25 protein-coding genes and 1 tRNA gene are annotated in these 25,510 nt (G+C 66.0%); 10 read left to right on the plus strand and 16 right to left on the minus strand.

What is annotated here, in order from left to right; genetic code table 11:
- Positions 1 to 17 precede the first annotated feature (17 nt).
- From DYI37_RS11260 to DYI37_RS11270, 3 genes are read right to left on the minus strand one after another with little or no spacing between them, the layout of a single operon-like run.
- Positions 18 to 1,508, minus strand: coding sequence for a UdgX family uracil-DNA binding protein (locus tag DYI37_RS11260; RefSeq protein ID WP_116683313.1), 1,491 nt, complete (start codon positions 1,506 to 1,508; stop codon positions 18 to 20).
- A gap of 12 nt (positions 1,509 to 1,520) precedes the next feature.
- Complete coding sequence (locus DYI37_RS11265; RefSeq protein WP_245413875.1) at positions 1,521 to 2,072, minus strand: nucleoside deaminase; 552 nt, start codon at positions 2,070 to 2,072, stop codon at positions 1,521 to 1,523.
- The gene (locus DYI37_RS11270; protein WP_116683314.1) at positions 2,069 to 2,395 is read right to left on the minus strand and encodes a hypothetical protein; all 327 of its coding nucleotides are present in this window, start codon (positions 2,393 to 2,395) and stop codon (positions 2,069 to 2,071) included. Before DYI37_RS11270 ends, DYI37_RS11265 begins: the two co-directional genes overlap by 4 nt.
- Positions 2,396 to 2,605: 210 nt before the next feature.
- Between DYI37_RS11270 and pabB the strand changes: the two genes are divergently transcribed.
- From pabB to DYI37_RS11285, 3 genes are read left to right on the plus strand one after another with little or no spacing between them, the layout of a single operon-like run.
- Positions 2,606 to 4,000: an aminodeoxychorismate synthase component I gene (pabB, locus tag DYI37_RS11275; RefSeq protein WP_116683315.1), complete on the plus strand. Its 1,395-nt coding sequence runs from the start codon at positions 2,606 to 2,608 to the stop codon at positions 3,998 to 4,000.
- A complete protein-coding gene (locus DYI37_RS11280; protein ID WP_116683316.1) occupies positions 3,997 to 4,593 on the plus strand; it encodes an anthranilate synthase component II in 597 nt (198 codons plus the stop codon). Before pabB ends, DYI37_RS11280 begins: the two co-directional genes overlap by 4 nt.
- Positions 4,590 to 5,471 carry an aminotransferase class IV gene (locus DYI37_RS11285; protein WP_245413876.1) on the plus strand — a complete coding sequence of 294 codons (882 nt, stop codon included), beginning with the start codon at positions 4,590 to 4,592 and terminating at the stop codon, positions 5,469 to 5,471. The genes DYI37_RS11280 and DYI37_RS11285 overlap by 4 nt, the downstream gene beginning before the upstream one ends.
- Positions 5,472 to 5,563: 92 nt before the next feature.
- On the opposite strand, the gene DYI37_RS11290 is transcribed toward DYI37_RS11285, so the two are convergent.
- Entirely contained in the window at positions 5,564 to 5,977 is a 414-nt protein-coding gene (locus DYI37_RS11290) for a dihydrofolate reductase (RefSeq protein WP_116683518.1), read from the minus strand.
- A 127-nt stretch (positions 5,978 to 6,104) separates the two neighbouring features.
- On the opposite strand from DYI37_RS11290, the gene DYI37_RS11295 reads away from it, so the two are divergent.
- From DYI37_RS11295 to DYI37_RS11320, 6 genes are all read left to right on the plus strand, one after another.
- Positions 6,105 to 6,587 carry a MarR family winged helix-turn-helix transcriptional regulator gene (locus DYI37_RS11295; RefSeq protein ID WP_116683317.1) on the plus strand — a complete coding sequence of 161 codons (483 nt, stop codon included), beginning with the start codon at positions 6,105 to 6,107 and terminating at the stop codon, positions 6,585 to 6,587.
- Between the two features lie 154 nt (positions 6,588 to 6,741).
- The gene (locus tag DYI37_RS11300; protein ID WP_245413877.1) at positions 6,742 to 8,358 is read left to right on the plus strand and encodes an OpgD/OpgG family glucan biosynthesis protein; all 1,617 of its coding nucleotides are present in this window, start codon (positions 6,742 to 6,744) and stop codon (positions 8,356 to 8,358) included.
- Entirely contained in the window at positions 8,355 to 8,678 is a 324-nt protein-coding gene (locus DYI37_RS11305) for a hypothetical protein (protein ID WP_116683318.1), read from the plus strand. Before DYI37_RS11300 ends, DYI37_RS11305 begins: the two co-directional genes overlap by 4 nt.
- Positions 8,679 to 8,968: 290 nt before the next feature.
- Complete coding sequence (gene mdoH / locus DYI37_RS11310) at positions 8,969 to 10,792, plus strand: glucans biosynthesis glucosyltransferase MdoH (RefSeq protein WP_116683520.1); 1,824 nt, start codon at positions 8,969 to 8,971, stop codon at positions 10,790 to 10,792.
- Positions 10,793 to 10,797: 5 nt separating this feature from the next.
- Positions 10,798 to 12,024, plus strand: a complete 1,227-nt coding sequence (locus DYI37_RS11315; protein WP_116683319.1) for an OpgC family protein — start codon at positions 10,798 to 10,800, stop codon at positions 12,022 to 12,024.
- A gap of 62 nt (positions 12,025 to 12,086) precedes the next feature.
- A tRNA-Ile gene (locus DYI37_RS11320) sits at positions 12,087 to 12,163 on the plus strand.
- Between the two features lie 121 nt (positions 12,164 to 12,284).
- On the opposite strand, the gene DYI37_RS19785 is transcribed toward DYI37_RS11320, so the two are convergent.
- The 7 genes from DYI37_RS19785 to DYI37_RS11355 are packed head-to-tail and all read right to left on the minus strand — an operon-like array spanning position 12,285 to position 18,636.
- Positions 12,285 to 13,199, minus strand: a complete 915-nt coding sequence (locus DYI37_RS19785) for a hypothetical protein (RefSeq protein WP_147307912.1) — start codon at positions 13,197 to 13,199, stop codon at positions 12,285 to 12,287.
- 60 nt (positions 13,200 to 13,259) lie between these two features.
- Positions 13,260 to 13,676, minus strand: a complete 417-nt coding sequence (locus tag DYI37_RS20005) for a DUF1353 domain-containing protein (protein WP_116683321.1) — start codon at positions 13,674 to 13,676, stop codon at positions 13,260 to 13,262.
- Positions 13,673 to 14,332: a hypothetical protein gene (locus DYI37_RS20010; protein WP_158555155.1), complete on the minus strand. Its 660-nt coding sequence runs from the start codon at positions 14,330 to 14,332 to the stop codon at positions 13,673 to 13,675. Before DYI37_RS20010 ends, DYI37_RS20005 begins: the two co-directional genes overlap by 4 nt.
- Positions 14,332 to 16,422: a glycine-rich domain-containing protein gene (locus DYI37_RS11340; RefSeq protein WP_116683323.1), complete on the minus strand. Its 2,091-nt coding sequence runs from the start codon at positions 16,420 to 16,422 to the stop codon at positions 14,332 to 14,334. Before DYI37_RS11340 ends, DYI37_RS20010 begins: the two co-directional genes overlap by 1 nt.
- Positions 16,422 to 17,024 (minus strand): putative phage tail protein, encoded by a 603-nt coding sequence (locus tag DYI37_RS11345; protein WP_116683324.1) that lies wholly within the window; start codon positions 17,022 to 17,024, stop codon positions 16,422 to 16,424. The genes DYI37_RS11340 and DYI37_RS11345 overlap by 1 nt, the downstream gene beginning before the upstream one ends.
- On the minus strand, positions 17,021 to 18,178 hold the full coding sequence (locus tag DYI37_RS11350) for a baseplate J/gp47 family protein (protein ID WP_116683325.1): 1,158 nt from the start codon (positions 18,176 to 18,178) through the stop codon (positions 17,021 to 17,023). Before DYI37_RS11350 ends, DYI37_RS11345 begins: the two co-directional genes overlap by 4 nt.
- Entirely contained in the window at positions 18,178 to 18,636 is a 459-nt protein-coding gene (locus DYI37_RS11355) for a phage GP46 family protein (protein ID WP_116683326.1), read from the minus strand. The genes DYI37_RS11350 and DYI37_RS11355 overlap by 1 nt, the downstream gene beginning before the upstream one ends.
- 76 nt (positions 18,637 to 18,712) lie before the next feature.
- On the opposite strand from DYI37_RS11355, the gene DYI37_RS11360 reads away from it, so the two are divergent.
- The gene (locus tag DYI37_RS11360) at positions 18,713 to 19,234 is read left to right on the plus strand and encodes a hypothetical protein (protein ID WP_147307913.1); all 522 of its coding nucleotides are present in this window, start codon (positions 18,713 to 18,715) and stop codon (positions 19,232 to 19,234) included.
- Positions 19,235 to 19,236: 2 nt separating this feature from the next.
- Here the strand turns inward: DYI37_RS11360 and DYI37_RS11365 are convergent, their stop codons facing one another.
- Genes DYI37_RS11365 through DYI37_RS11385 form a run of 5 tightly spaced genes read right to left on the minus strand, consistent with a single transcriptional unit; the run spans position 19,237 to position 25,495 of the window.
- A complete protein-coding gene (locus DYI37_RS11365; RefSeq protein WP_116683328.1) occupies positions 19,237 to 19,494 on the minus strand; it encodes a PAAR domain-containing protein in 258 nt (85 codons plus the stop codon).
- A gap of 10 nt (positions 19,495 to 19,504) precedes the next feature.
- Entirely contained in the window at positions 19,505 to 19,945 is a 441-nt protein-coding gene (locus tag DYI37_RS11370) for a phage baseplate assembly protein domain-containing protein (protein WP_116683329.1), read from the minus strand.
- An 8-nt stretch (positions 19,946 to 19,953) separates the two neighbouring features.
- Entirely contained in the window at positions 19,954 to 21,231 is a 1,278-nt protein-coding gene (locus DYI37_RS11375) for a phage baseplate assembly protein (RefSeq protein ID WP_116683330.1), read from the minus strand.
- Positions 21,228 to 22,460 (minus strand): DNA circularization N-terminal domain-containing protein, encoded by a 1,233-nt coding sequence (locus DYI37_RS11380; RefSeq protein ID WP_116683331.1) that lies wholly within the window; start codon positions 22,458 to 22,460, stop codon positions 21,228 to 21,230. The genes DYI37_RS11375 and DYI37_RS11380 overlap by 4 nt, the downstream gene beginning before the upstream one ends.
- Positions 22,457 to 25,495, minus strand: a complete 3,039-nt coding sequence (locus DYI37_RS11385; protein ID WP_158555156.1) for a phage tail tape measure protein — start codon at positions 25,493 to 25,495, stop codon at positions 22,457 to 22,459. Before DYI37_RS11385 ends, DYI37_RS11380 begins: the two co-directional genes overlap by 4 nt.
- Positions 25,496 to 25,510 lie beyond the last annotated feature (15 nt).

The following is a 25,510-nucleotide window of genomic DNA, read 5'->3' on the forward strand; positions in this document are numbered from 1 at the left end:
CCTCGCGTCCAGAACCCTCAGGCCGGAAGCGCAAGTTCCGGCACGGTCTTCAGGATCAATGCCATATCGGCCTTGAAGGCTGCGCGTTCGCGCTCCTGTGCATCCCGGTCCGGCAGCCGCAGGATATAGGAGGGATGGACCGTGACGAGGAAGCGGGTGGTCTCGTCGAGATCCATCAGCTTGGAGCGGGTATCGCGGATAGTGACCGTCTTGCCCAGGACGGCATTGGCGGCCGTGGCCCCGAGGGCGACGATCAGCTTCGGCTTGACGATGTCCCGTTCGAGGTCCAGCCACCAACGGCAGGTGCGGATCTCGCCGGCATTGGGTTTGGCGTGGATGCGTCGCTTGCCGCGCGGCGTGAACTTGAAGTGCTTGACCGCATTCGTGACATAGGCTTGGGACCGGTCGAGCCCGGCCGCAAGAAGCGCCTCGTCGAACACCTTGCCCGCCGGCCCGATGAACGGCTCGCCCGCGATATCCTCCTGGTCGCCGGGCTGTTCGCCGATGAAGATCACCGGTGCGTCGGGCGGCCCCTTGCCGAAGACGGTCTGGGTCGCCGGTTCCCAGAGCGGGCAGGCCCGGCAGTCGGCCGCGGCCTTGCGCGCATCCTCGATCGATCGCGGACGGTTCGAGCCCTCCTCGTCGAGCCTTAGCATGGGCTCGCTTTCCGTTTCCTTCGCCATCGCCGCCTCGCGCCTCTCGCTCATCCTGTCGTGACGCAAACTCGGCAGGGTCGGCGCGGTTTCGAGCATGCGGCGGTGCGCCGCTTCGGCGCCGGCCACCAGCGGTTTGACGAGGGCCGTCTCGGGCATGTTCGCCCAGTACTTCTTCGGCATCTCGGCCTGCATGGCCTTAACCTTCAGCCGGGCGGGATTGAAGATCGAGGCGTAATAGGTGAGCCAGAGATCCTCCATGTCGTCGCCCCGCGGGGCGTCCTCGCGGCGTGCCCCGGGCAGGAAGGTGAGATCGACGCCGTCCCAATGGGCGCTGCGTTCGGGCGTGAGGATCGTCCAGACCATGCCGGTGAACCTTCGCGCGAAGAAGGGTGCCGTCGCCTCGACGATGTGATGGAACGGCTCGAACCAGGCGACGTAGTGCCGGCCCTCTTCCGTCTCCACCTCGCGAAAACGCACGAAGGCCTTCATCTTGTGGGCGTCGCGGCGCACGGCCTTCTGCATTTCGCGGGCGCGCAGGACGTCCGGATCGGATGCGATGTCGAGGAGCCGCTTCTCCCTCTGGAGCCGGCACAGAAGCCGGTAGGCGAAGACGAAGCGGTCGGCGTCTGCGTGGCAGACGAGAGCGCGCGACAGATCGACGAAGGCCTTCGGAACCACCGGCTGGGGGCCGGCCGGATCGTAGGCGGGCAAGGCCTGCGCGAAGAGGCTCCCGCCCTCCCCGTTCACGGTGAAGGCGAGATCCTCGGCCGCGACCCCGTTCGAGAAGGCCGCGCGGGCGGCCTGCCGCCAGCCGTCGAAATCGGCTGGAAAGGCGAGATCGGCGCTATGCATCGCCCGATCGCCTCATCGCGCGTGGACGCGCTCGTGAAGGCTGCGGATTTCGGTCGCAAAGGACGGATCGGGACCTGCCACCTCGTGCTTCGGCAGGAGCTCGCGCACCCGCACCGTCGCAAACGGCAGGCCGTCCGCCCCCATCTCGTCGAACCACTGGAGCAGCTGGTCGGTCGAGGACGCAAAGACGATACGCCCGAGGCCGACGAGCGCATGGGCGCTCGCGCACATGGGGCAGTGTTCGCCGGAGGTGTAGACGGTCGCCCGCGCGCGCTCCTCGGGCGCCATGTTGAGACCCGCCCATTTGGCGAGCGCGAACTCCGGATGGGCCGTCGCATCGCCGTTGCCGGTCCGGTTGAAGTCCTCGCGAAGCACCTCGCCCTCGCCCGAGACGAGGATCGAGCCGAACGGCTTGTGTCCCTCGTTCACGGCCTGCCGGGCAAGTTCCACGCATCGCACGAGATGCCGCCGGTCGGTCTCGTCGATCCGGCCGGCACCTTGTCCGACCTGCGAAGCGCTTGCCGCATCCTCGGCCATTTCGGTCTCCTCGGATTTCGTCGTCATCGCAGACGGCCCTCGATGCATCGCCGATAGGCGCGGGCGCCGTCCCGCCGGGCCTGATGCTCCTTGAGGGCCCGCATCCCGAACCCGTCCTCGCCACGATCGACGATGGTCTCGTACTGATTGGCGGCGCTCTGACGCGCATATTGGCGGCAGAATTCCGGCGATCCGGGCGGATAGGGATTGGCCGAGATGCGCGCGCCCTCGATCGGGCTGCCGAGCGGATAGGGTGCCGCGCTGTTGCAGCCGCCGAGCGCGAGAAGCGCAAGGCCCATGCCGGCGAGTATCAGGCGGGGTCCATGAGGGTCGAAAGCTTTGATGGTCATGGCGGCGAAGAGCCTCTATTCGTCTTTCGTTCTCCTGCGATATAGTGCGAGGATGCACTCGGGAACGGGTCGGGGATCGCAGATCGGCGAAACGTCGCACCGCCTCCCCGCGCCTCTTTCCCGGACCGGGCGGACCGGGAGGACGCGGTCGTCCCCGCTCTTATCCGCCCCGTTTGACGAAATCGCTGCGAAGAGGCATCTGCGCAAGCCATGAGCGCCGACCACCCCCGCGTCACAGAACTCGACTGGCTCGATCCCTTCGAGGCCGCGCGCCGGCTCGCGCCTCTCGGGCGCCTGTCCTTTCTCGACAGCGCGATGGCGCACGACACGCTCGGCCGCTTCTCCTTCGTGGCGGCCGACCCGTTCGCCGTCTTCACCGTCGACGCAGAGGGCGCGGCCCTTTCGGGGGAGCGGATCGAAGGCGCCCCGCTCGACGCTCTGAAAGAGGTTCTCGCCCGTTTCGCCATGGGATTCGTGCCCGGCCTTCCGCCCTTCCAGGGCGGCGCAATCGGCTATATCGCCTACGAATTCGCCCATCATCTGGAAACGCTCGCAAGCCCGCCCGATCTCGATCCGGCACGCCCGAGTCTCGTCTTCGCCCTCTACGACACCGTTCTCGCCTTCGATCACGCGGCAAAGCGCGCCTTCGTTCTGGCAAGCGGGCATCCGGCGGCGGCGTCCGAGCGAGCCGCGCGGGCAAGCGAGCGCACCGAAACCTTCCTGGCGGCGCTCGCGGCCCCGCCCGCTCCCCTCGCCCCGCTGCCGGGCGGCTTCGACTGGCGCTCGAACTTCTTTGCGAAGGACTACGAGGCGGCGATCGAGACGACGCGCGACTATGTCCTTGCCGGCGACATCTTCCAGGCGAACATCGCCCAGACCTTCTCCAGCGCGCTTCCCGCCGGGTTCGATCCGCTCTCCCTCTATGCCCGCCTGCGCCGGACCAATGCGGCCCCCTTCGGCGCCTATCTCGACTGCGGGCCGGCGGTCGTCGCCAGCTCCTCGCCGGAGCGTTTTCTGAAGCTCGATGCAAGCGGTGCCGTCGAGACCCGGCCGATCAAGGGCACGGCGAAGCGCTCACCCGATCCGGCGGCGGATGCACGGCTTTCGGCCGGTCTCCTCGGCTCCGAAAAGGACCGTGCCGAAAACGTCATGATCGTCGACCTCATGCGCAACGATCTTTCCCGGGTCTGCGACGCGGATTCCGTCGAGGTTCCGACCCTTTGCGGCCTCGAGACCTATGCCGCGGTCCACCACCTCGTCTCCGTCGTCACCGGGCACCTGAAGGCCGGTCTCGGCGCGACCGATCTCATCGGCGCGACCTTTCCCGGCGGCTCGATCACCGGAGCGCCGAAGATCCGGGCCATGGACATCATCACCGAGATCGAGCGGACCCGGCGCGGGCCCTATTGCGGCTCGATCGGCTATATCGGCTTCGACGGGGCGATGGATCTCAACATCGCCATCCGCACGGTCACCTTCGAGGACGGCGCGGCGCGGTTGTCCGCAGGCGGCGGCATCACGGTCCTCTCCGATCCGAAGGCCGAATACGAGGAGACCTTCACCAAGGCGGTGCGCGTCTTCGCAGCCTTCGAGGATGAGCGATGAGGGTCCTCGTCCTCGACAATTACGACAGCTTCGTCTTCAATGTGGCGCGCTATCTGGAGCGGCTGGGGGCGGAAACCCTTGTCCATCGCAATGACAGGATCGACCTCACGAGCATCGCGGAGATGAGCCCCGATGCGATCGTCGTCTCGCCGGGTCCGTGCTCGCCGCGAGAGGCGGGCATCTCGTGCGATCTCGTCCGGCGCTTCTCCGGCACGGTCCCGATCCTCGGCATCTGCCTCGGCCATCAGGTCATCGGCGACGTCTTCGGCGGCCGCGTCACCCGCGCCCTTCGCCCGATGCACGGCCGCGCCTCGCCCATGCTGCATGATGGCGCCAACCTCTTCGAAGGCCTGAAGCCCGGGACCATGGCCGGCCGCTATCATTCGCTGATCGTGGAGGAGACGCCGGAACTCCTCGCCGGCTTCACCATCGACGCCCATTCGCCCGATGGCGAGATCATGGCGCTCAGCCATCGAAGCCATCCGACCTTCGGGGTCCAGTTCCATCCCGAATCGATCCTGACCGAGGATGGAAGCACCCTCCTCCAGAGCTTCCTGCGGCGCGCCGACGCCTTTTCGCGAGCGCCGCGATGAGCAGCCTCGTCTGGATGAACGGCGGGCTGGTCTCGGCCGGCGAGGCGCGGATCGATCCGGGCGATCGCGGGTTCACTCTCGCCGATGGCTGCTTCGACACCGCGCTCTCAATCGGCGGCCGGGTGTTTCGCGCCGATCATCACCTCACCCGGCTCGCGGCGACCTGCGAGGCGCTCTCGCTTCCCGTCTCGCGCGGCGAACTGGAACGCGCGCAGAGCGCGCTCGCGGCCGAGATCGGGGACGGATCGATCCGCATCACGGTCACCCGCGGCACCGGGGCGCGGGGTCTCGCGCTGCCCGAGCGGCCGAACCCGACCGTCTTCGGTTCGGCCTCGGCCTTCGCGCCGAACCTCGTCTTCGCACCCCTGACGATCGCGCTCGCGCAGACGCGGCGCAACGAGACATCGCTCACCGCTCGCCACAAGACCCTCAGCTATCTCGATGCGATCATCGAAACGAACCGCGTGCGCGCGCAAGGGGCGAACGAGCCGGTGTTTCTGAACAGCCGCGGCCACATCGCCTGCACGGCACTCGCCAATCTGTTCGAGATCACGGGCGGGAACATCCTGACCCCGCCGCTCGCCGACGGCGTCCTCGACGGGGTGATGCGGCGCTTCCTTCTCGAGAACGGGGCTGCAGGGATCGAGGAGCGCTCGCTCGGCCTCGGTTCCCGGGGCGATCTCGCCGGCCGGCATTTCGTCCTGACGAATTCGCTGCGTCTCATCGCGCCCGCGCGCATTGCGGGAACGCGCGGCATGGCACCCGAAGCGGCCGCACGCGTGCAGGCACTCATGGAAACGGCCTGCCATGCGATCCGGCGCGAATGCGGCACCGATCCGCGCGATCTCGGCGTGGTGCTTCCCGACCTTTCCGCCTGACGCCGCCGCCCCCGACGCGAGACGCTTCGGATCTTCGACGGCGCGACCCGGCACCCGGACTGGATCCCGGATGCCCTGTCAGCACACCGCTTTCAGCGGCGCGCCTGCGCGCCCCCGGCAAGCACCCAGGCCGGATCGAACCAGGTATCGGCCTCCCCGTCATAGGGCAGCCGGTTGATGTCCCAGTGGCGCACATAGCGCGAATAGGCATCCCAGACCCGTGGCCCGCCGCCGACGAAGACGACGCGGTCCGAAAAGCGGGAGAGGACCTCCTCCGGGTCCTCGCTCGAACGGATCGTGACGATCGTCCGGTCCTCATGGGCGAAATCGGGGAAGGAGGCGACGGTCTTCGGCCCGCAGATCAGGACGTGCCCCCGCGTGATGTCGAAGAAGCGCTCCACGTCCTCGGTATAGACCCGCTCGGGGCTTCCCTCCCACGGCATGCCGCCGTGGAGCCCGAGCTGTCCGCTGCGCCCGATCGCGCAGATGACCCTCACATCCGCCATCCTCGAGGTCTCCTCTTCCGCTTGCGCGCGGCGCCCTCGGATCAGGGCCGTTCCGCGCATGTCATAAGTTGGACTTCTATAATCTAGTTTAATGTCGTGGCTGACGGGTCGAGGCATTATGCCGGCTATGGATACGACAATCGAACCACAGATCACAGCCGCGCAGGCCGTCGCCTCGGACACCGAGACCGTGACGTCCCTGCTCGCGATCGCCAAGTCAACCCGCGCCTTCATCGCCCTGCTTCTGGCCGAGATCGGCCTTCATCCGGGCCAGGACCAGCTTCTCGTCCGCCTCCTGCCGAACGAGCCCGTCAGCGTTTCGGTCCTCGCCGAGGATCTCAGCGTGCGGCCATCGACGATCTCGAAGATGCTCGACCGGCTGATCGAGAAGGGTTTCGTGGAGCGCGGCGCGCACAAGGTCGACCTGAGGCGCACCATGGTCCAGCTGACCCAGGAGGGCGGCGTCGTGCGCGAAAAGGTCTTCGGGGTCTGGCGCAAGCTCGACCTCGAGCTGATCGGCGCGCTCGACGGGGAGGAGCGGCAGGTTCTCGGCGAGTCGCTCGTCAAGATCGAAACGCTTCTCGCCCAGCGCCTGCGCCGCCTGCGCTGAGTGCCGGACCGGACCGGCCGGGGGCGGACGGTTTCGAACATGTGATCGCCCCTGCATCCAAAGCAGGGCTGCATTGTGCGGCATGCGACTTCCGCCGGTCACAATTCGGTATTATCATCTGCAGCGGATTCCAGTTCTCGACCGTAGGTCTTCGTTGCGTAATTCCCTGAACCTCTCCCGCCGGCGCGCGCTTGGCGGTGGCTTTGCCGCGCTGATCCTTCCAGCCCTTTCGAATCTCGGTGCCCATGCGCAGGAGCAGGCTGCTCCTGCCGCTGCCGCCGAGGGCGGGAGCCCCGCGCCAAGTGCCCCGCTGACCTTCGATCGCCTCAGCCAGCTGATGCAGGAGAAGGCCGCCAAGCCCTACGAGGAGCCGCAGAGCGAGCTGCCGGAGGTCGTCCGCAATCTGGATTACGACGCCCATCGGGCGATCCAGTACCGGCCCGATCACGCCCTCTGGCGCGCCGATCCGGTCGACTTCCATCTGCAGGCCTTCTATCCGGGCTGGGTGTTCGACGACACCGCCACGATCGCGATCGGCCGCGACGGCGTCTACGAACCGCACGTGTTCCAGGCGAGCGACTTCGACTACCGCCCGCCCCTCAACCGCGAGGACTTCGCGGGCATCTCCTTCCCCGGCGTCGCCGGCTTCCGCATCCACGCACCGATGCAGCGGCCGGACTATTTCGACGAACTGGTGACCTTCCTCGGCGCCAGCTATTTCCGGGCGCTCGGCATGGGCACGCGCTACGGTCTTTCGGCCCGGGGCCTTGCCGTGAACACGGCCGTGGCCGACGAGACGGAGGAATTCCCCCGCTTCACCGCCTTCTACATCGACCGACCGCAACCGGGCGAGCATGAGATCCGCCTGATGGCGGAACTCGACAGCCCGAGCGTCACCGGAGCCTACGAGTTCATCATCAAGCCCGGTCCGCAGACGGTCATGACCTGTCGCACCCGGCTCTATTTCCGCACGTCCATCGCCCGGCTCGGCATCGCCCCTCTGACCTCGATGTACACCTTCGGCGAGAACGATCATCCCGATCACGAGGACTTCCGGCCCGAAGTCCACGACAGCGACGGCCTGTTCATCGAGCGGGCTGACGGCGAGCAGGTCTGGCGCCCGCTGCAGAATCCGAGGGATCTCTCCCTGTCCTTCATCGGCGAGACCAATCCGCGCCGGTTCGGCCTCCTGCAGCGCGACCGATCCTTCGGGAGCTACCAGGATACCGAGGCCCATTACGAGCTGCGCCCGTCCCTGATGATCGAACCGATGGGCGACTGGGGCAAGGGCGTCATCGAACTCGTCGAGATCCCGACCGACGCCGAATACAACGACAACATCGTCGCCTTCTGGATTCCCGAGCAGCCGGCCGAGGCCGGCGGCATGATGGAATTCGACTACCGCATGTATTGGGGTCTCGATGTCGAGCCGCCCCAGGATCGTGCCCGCGTCGCCGAAACGCTCGTCGGCATCGGCGGCAATGCGGCGGCGACCGGCGAGGAACAGACCACGCGCCGGTTCGTTGTGAACTTCGTCGGCGGTCCAGCCGCCGAACTTCCCGACGATGCCGAGATCGAGCCCAATATCGAGGTCACCTCGGCGGGCCGTCTGGTCAACAGCACGGTGTCGCGTCTGCCGGGCGGCGGATGGCGGGTTTCGCTGGAACTTGAAAAACTTGAGGAACGACCTGTCGAGTTGAAAGTTGTCCTTAGGATGCTGCGTCGCAATATAAGCGAAACTTGGATCTATCAGTGGACCAGAGACTCGTGAACGACACTCAGAATTCTGCAAACCTCGCTCTTTCGCCGGCAGAACTCGTTCTGACGCGAAACGGGCTCGACAATGTCGATACCTATCGGGCGATCCAGCGCCGTCTGCGCGAGGCCGGCTTGAGCCTTCCCGTGGACAAGGTGATCTCCGATGCACGCCGCGGCGAAGCCTGGGCACTCGACATTCTCCAGACGACCGAATTTCCGGCCCCGTCCGATCGCCTGACCATGCCGGTGCAGGAGCTCGCCGCGCCGTCCCTGTCGGCATGGTGGTCGGGCCTCTTCGGCCGCGCGGCTTCCGCGAGCAATCAATCGGCCTGAAAACGGTCCGGACGACCGGGGCCCTGCATCCCGGTCCATTCTCGAAAGGCGTATGCGCCGGATGATCCGGGCAACGCCTTTTCGTCGTTTAAAAATATGCCGCTTCGAATTTCGCCGCGATTTGGGCTATCCTCGCGACATGGGACTTTTGGACCGAGGGTCGATGGGAATTGGCCGCCCGGTATCATAGGGACATCGTGTCCGCGCGCCGGACGAGCGCAGATCGGGTTCCCTCGCCCGGCCTTCTCGTCGGCGCGGATGCCGTTTCGCAGCCGGGAGTAATCGACCCCTTGATCGCCTTTCTTCGCCTCGGCTTCGTCGCGAGCGCCGTGCTTCTGTCCCTCGTCGCCGCATTCCTGTTCTTCACGATCATTTCGGCGAACGGGACGACGGATCTCCATCTCGTCCAGACATCGCTTCTTCTTATCTGCTGCGGCTGGCTCGCCTGGGGCTTCATGACGGCCTGCTTCGGCATCGCCGCCGCCCTCAAGGCGAAGCGCCGCTCGCTGCGCGTCGACTACGAACCGCGCAGCGTGACCGCGATCCTCGTGCCCGTCTACAACGAGGACGTTCGGGCGGTCTATGCACGGGTCGGCGCCATGGCCGAGGGCCTGCGCGCGCTCGATCGGCTGCCCGCCTTCCATTTCTACGTGCTCAGCGATTCGACCAAGGCCGATCATGTGGCGGCCGAGGAGCGCGGCCATCGCACGCTTTTGCGCAAGCTGAAGCTCGCCGGCCATCTCTTCTACCGGCACCGGGAGAACAATGTCGGCCGCAAGGCGGGAAACATCGCCGATTTCGTCACCAATCATGGCGGCGCCTATCCCTATATGCTCGTGCTCGACGCCGACAGCCTGATGGCGCCGGCCACGATCCTCGAAATGGTCGCGCGGATGGACGACCAGTCCGATCTGGCGCTCCTGCAGTCGCAGCCCCTGATCATCAATCGCCGCACCATCTTCGGCCGTGCCCTGCAATTTTCCGCCGCCGTATTCTCGCCGGTCTTCTCGCGCGGGCTCGCCGCCCTTCAGGGACGCGAGGGTCCGTTCTGGGGCCATAACGCGATGATCCGCACCCGGGTCTTCGCCGCCCATTGCGGGCTTCCGGGATTGTCGGGAAAGCCCCCCTTCGGCGGCCACATCCTCAGCCACGACTATGTGGAGGCGGCACTTCTCGCCCGCGCCGGCTACGCCGTGCGCGTCGATCCCGATCTCGGGGGCTCCTTCGAGGAGGCGCCGTCGAACGTCATCGAATACGCCAAGCGGGACCGGCGCTGGTGCCAGGGCAATCTCCAGCACGGACGGCTTCTGCCCGCCCGGGGACTGAAGATGTGGAACCGGGTGCAGCTCATGGCCGGCATCATGGCCTATCTCGCCTCACCGATCTGGCTGATGTTCCTCGTCGTCAGCCTCATCGATCCGATCATCGCGCCCGAGCCCGACTATTTCCCGGCCGATTCCCTGTTCCCCGTCTTCCCGAAGCCGGAGACCCAGAAGGCGCTCGGCCTTCTCTTCGGCATCGTCGTCCTGCTTCTCCTTCCCAAGATCCTGATCACGCTCGGAACGGCGATCTCGCGCCGCAGGGACGCGTTCGGAGGCCCGTTTCGGGTCGTGGCGAGTTCACTCGCCGAACTCGTTCTCACCTCGCTGCTCGCACCGGTGACCATGATGATGCAGTCGAAGGCGATCGGCGAGATCCTCATCGGCGCCGATTCCGGCTGGCCGGCGACCGATCGCGAGGATCAGGGCCTGCCGTTCGAGGCGGCGTTCTCCGCGAGCTGGTGGATGGTCGCGGCCGGCGCGGCCGTCCTCTACACCTCCTATGTCTACGCACCGGCCGTGTTCCTCTGGACGCTGCCGATCGCCGTGCCCCTCGTTCTGGCGCCGGTTCTCATCAAGGCGACGGCGAGCCCGCGTCTCGGCGACGTCACCCGCCGCCTCGGTCTCTTCTCCACACCCTTCGAGACCGATCCCGACCCCGTGATCCTCGCCGCCGGGGCCTGGCACGGCAGACTCTCCGACATCGAGGACGAGCCGACGGCGAAGACCGCGGCGATCGGTTCGTCCAGCCCCGATGCGACGACCAAACGTCCCCCCTCGCCGGCGGCTCACTGACATTCATGGCAATCATTGCACCCAAGTCGCAGACCAGCCGCGACAACCGCGTCGATTTCTGGCGCGGCATCGCGCTGATGATGATCTTCGTCAATCACGTCCCGGGCACGGTCTGGGAGCGCTACACCTCGCGCAATTTCGGCTTCTCGGACGCCGCCGAGCTCTTCGTGTTCCTGGCCGGTTTCGCGGCCGCCTTCGCTTATGGGCGGCCGTTTCTCGGCGGCTACCGCCTGTTCGCTTCCCTGAAGGCCTATCGGCGCGCGGGAACCCTGTTTCTCGTCCAGATGACGCTGACCATGCTGACCATCGGCCTCTTCGCCTGGGCGGCTCTGGCCTTCGGCGAGGGCCGGCTGATGTGGCGCATGAACCTGAACGCGCTGTCGACCGAGCCTCTGGAGGCCTTTTTCGGGCTCGCCAGCTTCGGCCATCAGTTCGGCTATGTGAACATCCTGCCGATGTATATCGCGCTGCTTCTCATCATGCCGATCCATCTGTGGCTCGCCTCGATCAGTCGCGAGCTGATGCTCGGCGCATCCATCGCGTTCTGGGCGGTGACCTGGACCTTCAACCTGAACATTCCCGCCTTTCCCAATCCGGGCGGCTGGTTCTTTAACCCGCTCGCCTGGCAGGTCATCTTCGCGGTGGGGCTCTATGCCGGGCTGCGCAAGACCGCGGGCCTTCCCTCAGTTCCCTACAGACCCTGGCTGTTCGCTCTCGCGCTCGGCTATCTTCTGGTGTCCTTCGTCATCGTGCATTACGGCCTGTGGTCCCTGATCTTCGATCTCGGGATCCCCGGTCCGCTGACGAGCTTCGACAAGACCTTCGCGGCGGTCCCGAGGGTCCTGCATGTCCTCGCGCTCGTCTACGTTTTCGCCAACGCATCGCCCGGATCGCCCTTCGCCGACATCCGGCGCGAGAACGTGATCGCCGCCATGGGCCGCCATTCCCTTCCGGTCTTTGCCTGCGGCACCCTCCTCTCGCTCGTCTGCCAGACGATCAAGTTCGGCGGCGAGGAGCATGTCCTGTTCGACACCACGCTGATCGGCATCGGCATCGGCATCCAGATCCTGATCGCCCAATGGATCGAATGGTGGGGCGGCTATCAGAAGAGCGTCGCTGCCGAACGGTCGGCCGGACGGCCCCATGGCACGACGCGCGAGCCAGAGACCGCCTCCCCACCAGCACCACCCTCCGCCACTCTTTCGGCGGCGCACGACGCCCGGGGACCCTGACGACCCACCAGCGACCACCGCTCTTGTCCGCCCCGCCATATTGGTTTAGGCGATGGCCCGTCGGGCCTGTAGCTCAATTGGTTAGAGCCGGCGGCTCATAACCGCCTGGTTGGGGGTTCGAGTCCCTCCGGGCCTACCAGACGTCTCGTTGAACAATACGCAAACTCGGTGTAGCGCGTGTAGCGCGCCACTGGGTTTGTCTTTTTTGTCACTGGGTTTGGCAGTAAACGAGACTGGCCGAAGCGGGCTTCGAAGGCGCATCAACGGACATTTGAACGATCTTCGGGCGGTACTCCGCCATCCTCCACCATTTTCACGGCTAGATGCTGCATGAATGATTTGGCATTGGAATAGATGGCGACCGCTCTTTCTTCGTCATAGCGCTCACGAGCATGCATTGCGTGGTTGCGCCAGGCGTTCTTTATGAAACGAAAATGAGTTCCGGCTTCAGCAGCCCATTGCTCCCCCTCAGCGCCAACCGTTGCCCTATCAGAAGCTCTCAAGGCAGCTTCAAGCTGGTTTAAGACCTTGTTCCAGTTTTCAGCAGGACCAACGGAAAAATGCTCGGCCATTGCCGCGAGGCCAACTTCTAAAGCCCGCATCAGATGCATCACTGCTGCGGTCCACCGTCCAAGCGCGATACAGTTTCCAGCCTCCTGGATGTCGATCGAAGCGGATGGGAAAGCGTCTTCCACAGCTTCGCCAAAAGGCGCATTCACGTCGTACAGAGAAGCATGGCGCCCGGGAATGACGAAGACCATACGGGCCTGCATCTCATCCCGAAAGCTGTTCGCGACAAGCTCCGCTTGTGTCGCCATTTTACCTAGTTCATGCGAACCATATGCCATTGGGCGAGCTAGTAGTTCAAAACAGAAGTCGAAAGCTCGCTTCGCCGCAGCGTGGCACGCGACCATTTCCATCTCAGCGGATGCTTCTCGAAGTTCTCTCAAAGCATTTAAAAATTGCGCTTTGTTCTCGTTAGAAATGGCATGGGGTGCCGCGTAACCACTATTCATCACTTGGCAAAACACGCGCCATTCCGAAGCTGCGCCGACGATGAAGGCTACAGCCGCCACCAAATCCGAATTTTTTAATCGAAGCACGTTCCACAAATCCGTAACTGCATAGGATCGCCCTATGCAGGCGCAGTCGTCAGGTATTGTAAAGGGTCGCATCGACGTTCCTCGATGAAATGACTTGTGCTCCGCGCCGGGTTCGCCCGGCCCGTCGGCCGCCTATTCGTCCCGCCGCATCCGGTCGAAGATCGAGCGCAAGAGCGACCAGGATCGCACGCCCATCCACATGATCGCTGCCGCGATCGGCCCGATCCCGCAGGCCTGCAAGGCGAGCCAGAACTCGTGGTCGACCGCCTTGCGGGTCGGCATGTGCGTATGGGGCTCGCCCATCTTGATGAGGCAGATCCCGAAATCGTGCAGCATGGCCGGGCGGGTCGCCTTGCTGCCCCAGGGCGGCACCAGCCACCAGATGATCCGGGGGCTCGTCACGCCGTCGCTGACGACGCCGCGCGGAATGACGACCTCCTTGCCCGATCCCTCCTCGCCGACCTCCCAGATCAAAGGTTGATCGAGCGAGGCGAGGCCGGTTTTTGCCGATAGGAACGTGACGGCCAGCGGACCGGTAAATCGGCTCATCGCGCCACCCCGGCCGCCCAGGTCTCGATCTCCCCGCGCGCGATCGCCAGCGCCTCGGCGATGCCGTCCGCCGTGCGGCGTCGGCCGATCGCCAGCACCGCGTTCGTCTCGCGGCGATCGATCTCGGCCGCGAGCATTGCGAGCCGCTCGTCGAGCGCCAGCCAGACGCCCGCCATGGCCTGCGGGTCGGGCATATCCTCCTCGCCGGCGACGAGCCCTTGCGCACGGGCGTCTTCGAGATCGAGCGAGGCGAGGCGCAGGCATTCGGCTCGCGCGGTCTCGATCATCGCCTCGCTGGCCGTGCCGGCAAGGATCTGCCGGCCATAGCCTGCGCGCTGGTTGTAGATCGCGGCCTTGTAGGGGTCGGATGCACCCGAAAGACGCTGGCGATAATCCGATGCGAGCCTGCCGATCGCCTCGACGGCCGACGCCATCACCGCAACCAGATCGACAGCTGGGACGCGAGGCGCAGTGATCACGCCGTCCTCGGCGACCCACCCCAGATCGACGTCCTCGCCGACCTCCACAAACTCCAGATCCGAGTGGAAGCGTCCGACCGGGTCCAGCGTGACGATCTCGCGCACGATCCCGTCCACGATAAGAGCCCATCGCCCTTCGCGGGGCACGGGGGCGTCCTGATCTTCCGTACCGTCCATTACGCATACTCCCTGACGATGACGCGGCCGGGAGCGCCGTCTCCGCCGCTCGTGTTGATCGAGGTGCCTGGCGCTGCACAGCCGCCGCCGCCACCTGAGCCCGGCGAGAAGGCAGAGTTACCGCCTGAGGTTTGGGACGAATAATAGGCGCCGGCACCGAAGGCGCTTGCTCCGCCCGGTCCCGAGACGGGCGACGTGGCGTAGAAGCCGTAGAGCCCGAAGCCCCCGTCTCCGTTCACATCCCCGCCCGAGCCGCGCCCACCGATCGCCCCACCGTTGGGCGCGGAGGTCGTCGGGGCCGCCGCATTGCCGAAGAAGCCGCCCTGACCACCCGTCGCCGAGAGGATCGAACCGAACGAACTTGATCCGCCGCTACCGCCTCCGCTGCTCTGCGCGCCCAGACCGGCCGCGCCGACCGTTACCGGCACTCCGGCGAAACCATTGGTGATGCGCTTTCGGGCGAAGCCGCCTCCGCCGCCGCCCGATCCGGCTGACACCTGATCGGCGTTCGTCGCAGCCGATCCGCCGCCGCCTCCACCGCCGCCGACGAGCTTGACGTCGACGCTCCTTGTCCCGGCGGTGGGAACATAAGTGCCGGATGCGGTTAGAACTTGGATGCCGATCAGCCGCCCCGGGGTCGCGTCTCGCACGTCGAGGAGCGAGATGATCCCGCGTTGCGCATCCGTCGCCAGCTCGTCGGCATTTACGACGCGCCGCCAAGGGCTGTTGAACTCGCGCGTCCAGAAGCGACCAGTGGAGTCGCCGAAGACCTGGAAACCGCGCACGTTGACGTCGCCGCCACCGATGCACGCCAGATAACCGTGATCGATCGCTCCGGGCGGACAGTTGAGAGAGCCTCCGATGCTGATGAAGCGAACCTCACCGATCGTCCAGAAGCTGTTGCAGTCAGTGTATTCGATCGGCACCTGGCCGCGTCCGCGGCCGAAATTCGTCGGTCGCTGAACATCTCCCCAATACTGCGCCGAGAGGCCGGAGAGCGGACCGTGATTGCCTGCGTGCCAGATGATGTTGCCGTCACGCAGAAGATTGCTTCCGCCGTCTATTCTAATCGAGCCGCTGCCGGTCTGGACAAGATCCAGTCCCCCGTTTGCGCCAGACTGCCTGTTCAAAAACGCAAAGTTCTCGCTGAGGAACAATCCTCCATCCTTGGCCCGAATGTTCCCGTGCACATCCAGTCTGTGCTGAGGTTCCGTGACGCCGATACCGACCGCGCCATCCCCACGAATTTTCAGGAAGGAGAGATAGTCGCCACCGACGAGATCGCTTCCGACTTCGAATCCAGTCGACCCTGCGCCGCGCCAGTTGTTCTTGACGAGCAGTCCGTTTTTTCCGGCCGCGTTGGATGCGTGGTAGACAACCTGAGCCCAATCGCCGGAAGGTTGATTGGCGCTGTCGGGGCTGGCTCCCTGCTTCACGAAGAGCTTGCCGCCGACGTAGACCTGGCTCCAGTCGTTGAAGCTCAGATATTTGGCGTCTTCCGACTTGAACTCGATGGTTTTGTCCGGACCCCAGCCCCAACCGAGATACGCACCGCGAACGCCGTCCGATTTCACGAACTCCACGAAGCCGTAGCGATCGACCGTGTTGGATTTGGCGGCGATGCTCTCTGCGACGACCAACGGACCGGACATCACATCGCCGGACTTGCGGACGAAGAACCCGGCCAACCAGTCCCGCAGCTGCCAGAGCCGGAAGCTCCACTGGCTGCCGCTCTTGCGAAGGTTCAGCTCGTCGTTGTCCCCGAAGGTCCCAGCCGCGCCGTTGAGCGTCGACCAGTCGGTCGCGATCGTTCGGTTGGCAGAAAGGTCGCCGCCGCCGGAAAGGCCGGCCCCGGTGGCGATCGTGCGCGCAGAGAAGTTACGATCGATGGCCCGGTCGAGAAGTGTCCAGTCGCCGGGCGTGAGTTCGAAGCCGGCGCTCTCGATGACGTAGGCAAGGTTCTCCTGGACATCGTTCAGCCAGGTCGCCGTAACTTCGGTTCCGGCGAGGCCTGCCGCCCTGTTCTGACTGCGGAAGCCCCGGCGGCCGCCACCGATATCGACTGTGTTCGCGCCGTTGACCCGATCCATCAGGCGGCCTCCTCGAGCGTGTAGGAAAAGACGGGGACTGTGTGGCTGTGCGCGATCCGGCGCAGCTCGCATTCGATGCCCGACAGGATCAGGCGTCCGAGGGGATCGCCGGCCTCGGCCGCGCCTGCCTCGAAGAGGATCGTCTCTGTCTGCGCGAGCTTGACCAGCCACACGAACTGCTCGCCGTCGCCGACGAGCTCCTCGCCCGCCTCGAGGCCGCCGGCGACCGAGGGCCAGTATTCCTCGATCTCGATCCGCATGCCCAGCTTGGCAGCGACCGAGATGAGGTACGGCAGCGACTGCCCGCCGGCGGCCGTCCAGCGCTGGTAGGCGATCCGCTGGCGCTCATCGAGAGAGAGAGGATCGAGATCCCGTCCACAAGGGTCGGGCCCCAGCACGCGCTCGAAATCCGGCAGGAAGCGGACGGCGAGCCGGGGATCGATCTCGTCCATCATCTCCTCGGCCTCGCGCTCGACGATCGCGATCGGCGCTGCGACGCCCTCGAGGACCGCGTCGATGAGACCGCCCCGCTTGGCAAGCGCGAACCCGGGATGAAGGCGTTTGACGAGGCTTTGAAGAACGGTTTGAACGGCCCGGCTCATAGGACCGCCTCGGCGAAGTCGATCTCGCCCGCGACCGGAAATTCGAGGCGATCGAGCGCGACGCGCAGGCTCGGGGAGAGGAGATCGTGGCCGTATTCCCCGTTCGCGGCCGAGATCGCCTCGGAGATACGCGACGGCTCGATGATCGCGCCGATCGGCGAGACGTTCCCCTCGTCCTCCGCATCCCCGATCGTCGCGACGAAACGTTGCCACGCTTCTTCGACGGCCGCGCGGGTCGCGATCGTATCGGGCCGGAGGCGGATCCTCGGGCTGATCGTCCGGGGCTCGGCAGCGAGCGTGACCACGTGAGCCGTTACCGGCCGCACGCCTTCGGCCGTGTTCGGCCGTCCGAGATAGATCAGCTGGGCTTCGAGTTCGGCTTCTGTCGGCGCGCGCCCTTGCGCATCGTCCTCCATCACCACCGCGACCCCGACCGAGCCCCGGCCGATCCAGTCGGGATAGACCTTGACCGCTCGCACCGGGAAGGCTGCGGCGAGCCAGGTCGGATAGTCGAACCCGGCACCGCCATGGGGCCGCTGACGCAGATGGGCGATGACGGCCGCCTGCAGCTCACGCCAGTCCGCTTCGCTCGCTCCGCCCGCCAGACCGTCCGGGTCAACTGTGATCCGCGAGACGTCCGGACGTGGCAGGACGGTGGCGAGGCGGATCCCGGCTTCGAGATTCCCACCGGGGCCAGTCGCACTCGCCGCGACGCGGATGCTGACGGATCCGTTCGCGCCGATCGCGGCCGCTTCCGTCGTCGCGTAGAGCGTGCCGTCCGAGCTGGCGAGTTCGAGGCCGGCTGGCAACGCTGTGCCGGCGACGCCCTCGATGTCGACGCGGCCGATCGCGCGCGTGGCGGGGCGCGGCAGGATGCCGTGGATGTCGCCGTGGCGAACGACGAATTCCTCCTCGGCCGTATCGGGGAAATACTGCCGCCCCCACCATGCGAGGTGGTCATGCGTCGCCCGGACCTCGGGCGCGATGGCTCGCGTGATATGAGCGAGATTGCCCTTCTCGGACCGCACGGCCCGCGACAGGGCGAGAGCGTCGACGGCGAGACCCGCTTTGCCTCGAGCCGTGGCGATGGCACTCTCGAGCCGGGTCGCGATCCGCTCGGCGATCGTCCTGGCGGAGGGGATCGGCCAGGCCATCAGGCGAACCTCGCCGATCCGGACAGCGTCGTGCCATCGATAAAGGCCCGCCAGCCGAGGACGTTCGGCCGCAGCCAGTCGACCTCGATCTCCGCCTCGCTTCCCAGCTCCCGTCCGGCCCAGGCGAGGCATTCGGCAAGGCGCCAGGCGTAGAGCAGGCGCGTCTCCTCGGTCTGCTTGTCGCGCTCGTGCAGCCAGAGATGCGATCCGGCAAGTTGTCCGGCCGGATCCAGAGCATCACCGGCCGAACCGCGCCGCTCGTTCAAGGTGTCGGGGGACAGGAAGGGCGAGCGGCCCTGGGGGAGGACGTCGTCCGGCTCCGCACGGCGATCGAGATAGACCGAGAGCAGCATGGGGGTCGCCGGCGTCTCGTCGATCACCAGATCCATGTCGGCGCCGAGCGCGAGGTCGCAGTTGCGGGTTTGTGGATCGTAGCGAAGGGCGATATCGAGGAACATGGGCGGGTCCGTTGGTGACCCTGCCGGATTAGCGCGCGCGCGCGGGTCCTCTCAGGCCCGCCAAGGGAGGTGGGATATGGAGGATGATACATTTTGGATGATGATCACGGCGTTCGCGACCGCTGCCAGCGGTTTGGGCGCATTCTCGGCGGCGCTTGCGTCCTTATGGGCGGCGAAGTCGGCCGAGAAGAACTCGCGTGAACTCTTCTATTTCCAACTGCAAAACGACCTTGTGGCTCAATATCACTCTTGGTGTGCCGGCGTCCGATCCGATGGCAAATGGGGAGGATTAACCGCGCAGCAAAAGAACGAACGAACCAGATTATTCTGGCTCCGGATACGGATGATCGAGCTTCGAAACAGAGGTAAGCGGCGGCGATCCTCACGTGAGGAGCTGAATAATCCAGTAGACGAAATGCTTTCGTTCTGCTTCGTGGCTGATCCCGAGGAGGAAGAAGTAGATCGCAAAACGAAGAGGATCATGAAGCGGGCTGCGGCGCGACATACCGCGTGGAAGAAGAGTAGTGCTGATCAGGGGATAAGCTCCACATTGAACGATGTTCCACTGTTCGACAACCGCAATTTCGTAGTGCGCTAAGATCAGCCGCTCATCCATTTCTCAGCTCCCGAAACCAGCACAGCTCCGCAGGCTGCACGATCACCCTCGCGGGCCACAGGCTGGCCTTCGACCTGCCAGACAGCCGACCCCTCAACGATCGGTTGGCGGCCGTGGATCGGACAGTCGAGGATGTCGGTCTTGCGTGCGATGGGCAGACCCTCGCACTCCCAGCGGTCGGCGGCGGTAACGACGTGCCCGCCATGGGTCGAGGTGTCGCCGAGGCGGACGATCTTCGGCATGGTCGCGGCTCTACTCGAGCTTTCCGGAGGTCGCGCGGATCGTCACGGCAGCGCCGCCGTCGATCGAGACGGCCTGGGCCGTCTTCACGGTCACGCTGGCCCCCGTCTTGATGTCGAGATTGCCGCCCGCCGTCATGACGGCACGATCCCCGCCCGCATTGTAGAACCCGACCTCGCCGGGCTGGAGCCCGCCCATCCTCTTCGAGGGGTTGGCGACCGGCAGGATGACCATGTCGCCCTCGTCGCCGCCGAGCGCGAGGAGCAGGCCGAGCGCTCCGTCTTCGGGCACATGGGCCGCGAACCCGAAGGGCTGGATGATCTCGATATCGTCGCGCCAGACCCCTTTCGCGACTTCGGCCGAGCAGGTCTGCACTTCGCCGTCGTCACGGATATTGCGGATCGAACAGCGGCGCATCATTCCCCGGATCTTGTCGGAGACGTCCTTTTCCATCCTTGGCCTCACAAAGCGTTGGCTGTGGTGTCGAGGGGTTTGGCGGGGGCCTTCGGCTTCCGGCTCTTCGCAGATCTCGATCGAGCAGCGCCTTCCTTCATATCGGTCCGGCGGGAACCGACCGGCTTCGGGTCGAACGCCTCGGGCGAGGAGAGCGTGATCTCCGTCGCGATCTCCTCGTCGTAGCGCATGACTGTTCGCGAGATCAGCATGTCCCGGTGGATCTGCTGGAAGGCATCGCTGTAGGAGACGATCTCGTTCACCCGCCAGAGCCGGTTCTCAGGCCCGGCGCGGAAGTCCCGCACCGTGACGATCGGCTCTTCGGATTCGGCTCGCCGCTGCCGCATCCGGAAGTCCGCCTCGTCGGCTGCCGAGATATCGTCGGCCTGCGTCTTGGCGAGAAAGACGATCGGACGATAGTCCTCGATCTCCTCGTCGATCGCAGTCCCTTCCACGGCCGTGCCGGCGCGCTCGCGTTCGGTCGCCTCGCCCGTGCCGGGACGACGATCCTCGGGCGGCACCGGATCGTCGCCGAGACCGAACGCGGCGTTGCGGTCCGCCCGCTTGCCGCCGGCCTTCTCGCCCTGCCCGCGCACGATCGTTTCCGAATAGCGGTTCTCATGGGAGAACTCGGCCGATGAGGCCTTGATGTTCCCGGGAAGCGTGAGGGCGGCGGGCGCTCGCCGTCCGCCCGTGCGCGTCAGGATCACCTTGCCGGTACCGTCCGACATGACGAGGGCATGGCGCTGCCGCGCGCCCTTCTCGATCGCCGAGAGCGCCGTCTCCGCAAGCTCCAAAGGGTACCGGCCGAACGATCGGCCGGTATCGATCTCGCAGACCACCTCGATCCCAAACGGCTCGGCGATCCGCCTGACGGCGTCCTCGAGCTTCACGTTCCGGAACTCGCCAGGGCCACGCGGCGCTGCCGCACAGTCGACCATGTTCCCGCCCTTGTCGCGGCCGGAGAACGTGATCTCCGCGCGCTCCTCGTCGATCTCCGGCCGCACCCGCTCGATCTTGGCGACCATCACCAGTTCGCCGTCGATCGAGATCCGTGCAGTCGGGCCGGGGCGGACGGAGAAGATCGGAGGCGGGCTGGCGAAGTCGAAGGTCGCCATAGACCGCCCGGCATCGCGCGCCGTGACCTGGAAATTGCCGGCGAAGTCTTTCAGGTCGCGCGTGATCTCGACCGCAACGAACTCGTCGAACGTGTCATGCCCTTCGATCTCGATCGAGACACGTCGCGTGGGTTCCCGGGTCGACGGGATGGCGGAAAAGACACTCATCGCCGCACGGCCTCGATCCGACCAGGCCTGATGTGAGAGGGATGTCGAGGCCGATTGCGGGCAACGATGTCCTCGTAGCCGGCTTCCACCCCCGTCGGATCATCGCCGTAGAGGTGATGCGACAGCGCGAATGCATCGGTCTCGTATGACCGCTCGACGATCAGGAGACGCGGCAGGCGGCCGATGATCTCGTTGAGGTCACGGGCGGCTTCGGTGCCGAGATCCTCGGCAAGGCGGGCGACGTCCAGGGTCTGCGGCGCGATCGCGCTCGCCTGGACCTGCGACCTGTCGGCGAGCTTCGAGGATGTCGCAAGGATGCGCGATCGCGCAAGCATGGCCGCGTCCGGAACGTCGAAGGCGGTGTAGGGCAGTGTTCGGGCAACGGCGGACAGGAGGAGACCGGAGGCGCCCGCCAGCATCGCGCGATCGGTGGAGGCCGGCGCGGCATCGATCGCACTGTTGAGATCGTCCGCAAGATCGAGCGAGAAGGTCAGGGCGTCCCTCGCATCCAGGGACTGCGCCGGTGCGGGCGCTTCCGCCGCCCGGCCCACCGGTCCTGCCGTCAGCGCGGGTGTCGCCGCCAGAACCGCAGACGTCATGGTCGCCACGCCCGCCGCAAAGCGTTCGGCCGTAGCGCCGCCAGGATAGGCTGCGGCAGCGATGCGCAGCGGGCCACGGCGGCCGGATCCCGAAGCCAGGGTCTGGGTGACGATCCGGCTCGAACGTTGCGCGGCCTTGTTGCCGATCCCCGAGAGGGCGCTCGACGACGCGGCCTCGATCAGCGTGGTCGCGGCAGCGGCGAGACCCGATGCCAGATCAGGAAGAAGGGAGAGCCGCCGGATGAGCGATGCGGTGCCCGCCTCGATCCGCTCGAACGTCGCCGTGATGCGCGCGAGCCTGAGTTCGCGTGACGAGAAGGAGATCTCGCCCGGCTCCAGCATCATGACACGCATCGGGCCGAGCCAGGGATGCATCAGCCGTGCCGATCCCGGAGCCGCGAAGGCCGCCTCGAGGGCGTGGGCCTTGGTGATGTAGTCGTCGCCGAGGATGACGCCCTCGATCGAGACGACGTTCGGCGACTTGCCGAAATCGTCATAGGCGGCTTGGTCGCGGCCGGGGAACAGATGCCTTTGGATCCGGCGCCCGGCCTCGGATCGCGTGTCAGGCATGTCGAAACCGATGCCGCGATAGGACGCACCGATCAGACCGGGGAGGAGATCGGAGCTCACGCGACATTGCTCCTGCGGCCGCGCGACGGCGCCATGGCGATCCGGCTGTTCGAGGACTCGGCGCTGGTGACCTTACCGGGCCCCTCGACCGCGATGCGGATGGTTCCCGACACGTCCGCCCGGCTCGGCGGCTGGGCTGCCGCGTACTGCCGGGTGAGCTTCGTCGCCGGCAGTGGCGCGGCCGAAGACTGCCGTTCGGGCGACGGCGCACCGGCGGGTGCATTCGCGTTGGCCGGCGGCTTCGCGTTCGAATTCGCAGCTGGCGGCTTCGCCATGTTTCCGATCATCGAACCCGGCGACTGCGGCATGTCGAGAGCGCCTCCGGACGGAAGACCACCGCCGAATGCACCGCCAAGATTGCCGAGGCTCGGCATGGAGGTGATCCGCTCCGCGAGCGCGTTGAGGGCACCCGTAACCGCGCTGATCGCCCCTGCGATGGCCGATGCCGCACCGACGACCCCGCTCGGGAAGATCGCGGTCCAGTCCATGACGATGCCCGTGACGAGGTCGAAGAGAGATCGAACTGCATCCGAGACCATTTTTACGGCCGCCCCGATATCGGTCGCCGTCTCGACGATCGAACCCGGCAGGAGGTCATTCCAGGCGAGCGGCTCGCCCATACCTGCGGTAAGTGAGGGCCAGTCGATCAGGCCAGAAAGATTGATCGAGCCGATTGCTTCGCCAATCCGGCGCGGAAGGCCAGAGAACCATGCGAGGACGGCTGGGACCGGGTCCCTGAACCTGTCGAAGAAGTCGATTGGACCGATCGCCGACATGATCCGGTCGGACAGCCCGGCGAAGAACGCGACGATCTGCGCAACGGCCGAACGGGCCGCTTCTACCAGAGCCGTCAGCTCGCGCGCTGCGGAGGCGACGTCCTTCCCGAACTGAGCTATTTCTCGCCCGATGAAGGCGCCGATCCCTTCGGCCGCGTCTCCGAACAGGGCCTTCCAGTCAATGCCGAGATCGAGGTTGCCGATCGCCAGGATGTCGTCGATCAGACCGCCGATGCTCGATGCGAGCGCCGTGATGTCGCGAACCGCCTCGCCGAGCCCTTCCCCCATGGCGCCGGCCTCGCCGCCGAAACCGGCGAAGAAACGCTTGACGGTCTCGAGCATGACGCTCAACCGGTCGACCGCGCCCTGGCCGACGCCCTGTAGCATTTCGAGGACGGCAGACATGCGCCGCAGCGCACCGGAGACGAGGTCGGCGCCGGAGACGTCGATGCCGGCAAAGCTGGTGGAGAAGCCACGGGTGAAGTCGTCGAAGAACGCCAGCGCGAAATCCCGCGATCCGCGCAACCGCTCGAGCGCGCCGGACAGCGCGTCGAGACCGGCCGTTCGGATAGTCTCGAAGCTGGTGAGCCGCGCGGTGATGACGGAGAAGTCCGGCATGGCCGACCAGGCGGCAACGGCCGTCCGCCGTGCAAGCTCCCAGCTGCGGCCGATCCCGGCCCGCACGGCCGGTCCATATCGATCGTAGAGCTCACGACCGGAGCGCATGAGAGAGCGCCCGTTGTCGAGGACGGTGCGCGAGAAGGTCTGGAACCCGCGCCTGGTTCGATCCCACATGCGCATCAGGCGTGGCCCGTAGCGGTCCCAGTGCTGGGCGACATGCGCCGCGCCGAGCGCGATCGCGCCGATGATGAGACCGATCGGACCGATGGCGACGGCCGCGAGCGAGGCGAGCGCGGAAAGACCTGCGATGACGATCGGCAGCGCGAGCCCGAGCGCGCCGATCGCCCCGGTCAGGAGCACGGCTCCGCCGGCGGCGACGAGCGCCTGGGTGACCCAGCCTCCGGTCGATGCGTCGAGCGCCCGGATAGAGGCGAGCATCGACATCAGTCGCTGGTTGATCCCCGGCAACCAGGTCCCGAAGGCGAACCCGACGATGCGGACCGCCTGCGTCCCGATCTCGCCGAAGATCGTCAGCTGGCGATTCAGCCCCGCCATCTGCGTTTCGTAATCGCCGTCGATCACCTCGCCGGTAGCCGAGGAGACCGCCCCCTTGATCCGCTTGTACTCGTCGACGCTGGCCAGGAACGGCACGATGAAATCCAGAACCTGCTGGTCGCCGAACAACTCGCCGACCGATCCGGCCGCGCCGATCGCCTCGAGCTGCTCGCGCACATAGCCGAGCGCATCCGCACCCTTCATGCCCTGGGCCTCGGCCCGGCGCATATATGTGCCGATCGTCTTCTCGGATACGCCGGTGAGGACGCCGACCTTCTGGATCATCGCCTCGATCGGATTGATGCCCTTCGTCGCCGCATCGAGCATCACGGCCTGGATGTCGACGCCCATGCTCTTGAACGCCTTCTGGGTGACCGGAGCGAGCGCCTTCGAGAGGAAATTGTTGAGATTGTTCGCGGCGACGGACGGGTCGGCCGCGCCCGTCTTGGCGATCTGAAGGGCGGGCCCGAGAAAGTCGACGGCCTCCCGGCCGGTCACGCCGAACTTGCGCATCTGGCTGGTCAGCTGCGGGAAGTATCGTGCCATGTCTTTCAGCTCGAACGCGCCTTCCTTGCCGGCGACGACGAGCGAGGCGATCGAGCCTTCGAGCGCGGTCTCGGGGACGTTCAGGGTCTTCAGGAGGGACGTCGCGACGGCGGTCATGTCGGACATCTCGGCATTGGCGGCCGTCGCGGCCTTGCCGATCGTCTCGATGTTGCGATTGATCACGCCCTCGTCGACGCCGGCGGCGATCATGCCGCCCGCGCCCTGGGCGATGATGTCGGAGGTCTGGCCGATCTTGAGAGCGAGATCTTCGTACTGGCGGCCTGCGGTCCGCGCGAAGTCGAAAGCCGCCTTGCCGGTCAGCTCGGCCGTGCCAGCGATGTCGAGGAGCTGCTGCTCGAACGCGGCGGCTTCCCGGATCGGAGCGATGAAGGAGATCGCGGCGATCGCAGTCCCGACGAAGCCGATCTGGCGGCCGACATTCGACAGGGACTGAATGTTGCTGCGCAGCCGGCGCATGGGACCGGACATGCGGTCCCGGAGGCGAACCAGAACATCGAGGTTCATCGATCTCGCCATGTCACTCCACATCCC

The organism is Fulvimarina endophytica, assembly GCF_003403015.1.
GTDB lineage: Bacteria > Pseudomonadota > Alphaproteobacteria > Rhizobiales > Rhizobiaceae > Fulvimarina > Fulvimarina endophytica.

Coding starts and splice junctions, on each gene's coding strand:
- DYI37_RS11260 (WP_116683313.1), bottom strand. CDS start 1,508: ATGCATAGCGCCGATCTCGCCTTTCCAGCCGATTTCGACGGCTGGCGG.
- DYI37_RS11265 (WP_245413875.1), bottom strand. CDS start 2,072: ATGACGACGAAATCCGAGGAGACCGAAATGGCCGAGGATGCGGCAAGC.
- DYI37_RS11270 (WP_116683314.1), bottom strand. CDS start 2,395: ATGACCATCAAAGCTTTCGACCCTCATGGACCCCGCCTGATACTCGCC.
- pabB (WP_116683315.1), top strand. CDS start 2,606: ATGAGCGCCGACCACCCCCGCGTCACAGAACTCGACTGGCTCGATCCC.
- DYI37_RS11280 (WP_116683316.1), top strand. CDS start 3,997: ATGAGGGTCCTCGTCCTCGACAATTACGACAGCTTCGTCTTCAATGTG.
- DYI37_RS11285 (WP_245413876.1), top strand. CDS start 4,590: ATGAGCAGCCTCGTCTGGATGAACGGCGGGCTGGTCTCGGCCGGCGAG.
- DYI37_RS11290 (WP_116683518.1), bottom strand. CDS start 5,977: ATGGCGGATGTGAGGGTCATCTGCGCGATCGGGCGCAGCGGACAGCTC.
- DYI37_RS11295 (WP_116683317.1), top strand. CDS start 6,105: ATGGATACGACAATCGAACCACAGATCACAGCCGCGCAGGCCGTCGCC.
- DYI37_RS11315 (WP_116683319.1), top strand. CDS start 10,798: ATGGCAATCATTGCACCCAAGTCGCAGACCAGCCGCGACAACCGCGTC.
- DYI37_RS19785 (WP_147307912.1), bottom strand. CDS start 13,199: ATGCGACCCTTTACAATACCTGACGACTGCGCCTGCATAGGGCGATCC.
- DYI37_RS20005 (WP_116683321.1), bottom strand. CDS start 13,676: ATGAGCCGATTTACCGGTCCGCTGGCCGTCACGTTCCTATCGGCAAAA.
- DYI37_RS20010 (WP_158555155.1), bottom strand. CDS start 14,332: ATGGACGGTACGGAAGATCAGGACGCCCCCGTGCCCCGCGAAGGGCGA.
- DYI37_RS11340 (WP_116683323.1), bottom strand. CDS start 16,422: ATGGATCGGGTCAACGGCGCGAACACAGTCGATATCGGTGGCGGCCGC.
- DYI37_RS11345 (WP_116683324.1), bottom strand. CDS start 17,024: ATGAGCCGGGCCGTTCAAACCGTTCTTCAAAGCCTCGTCAAACGCCTT.
- DYI37_RS11350 (WP_116683325.1), bottom strand. CDS start 18,178: ATGGCCTGGCCGATCCCCTCCGCCAGGACGATCGCCGAGCGGATCGCG.
- DYI37_RS11355 (WP_116683326.1), bottom strand. CDS start 18,636: ATGTTCCTCGATATCGCCCTTCGCTACGATCCACAAACCCGCAACTGC.
- DYI37_RS11360 (WP_147307913.1), top strand. CDS start 18,713: ATGGAGGATGATACATTTTGGATGATGATCACGGCGTTCGCGACCGCT.
- DYI37_RS11365 (WP_116683328.1), bottom strand. CDS start 19,494: ATGCCGAAGATCGTCCGCCTCGGCGACACCTCGACCCATGGCGGGCAC.
- DYI37_RS11370 (WP_116683329.1), bottom strand. CDS start 19,945: ATGGAAAAGGACGTCTCCGACAAGATCCGGGGAATGATGCGCCGCTGT.
- DYI37_RS11375 (WP_116683330.1), bottom strand. CDS start 21,231: ATGAGTGTCTTTTCCGCCATCCCGTCGACCCGGGAACCCACGCGACGT.
- DYI37_RS11385 (WP_158555156.1), bottom strand. CDS start 25,495: ATGGCGAGATCGATGAACCTCGATGTTCTGGTTCGCCTCCGGGACCGC.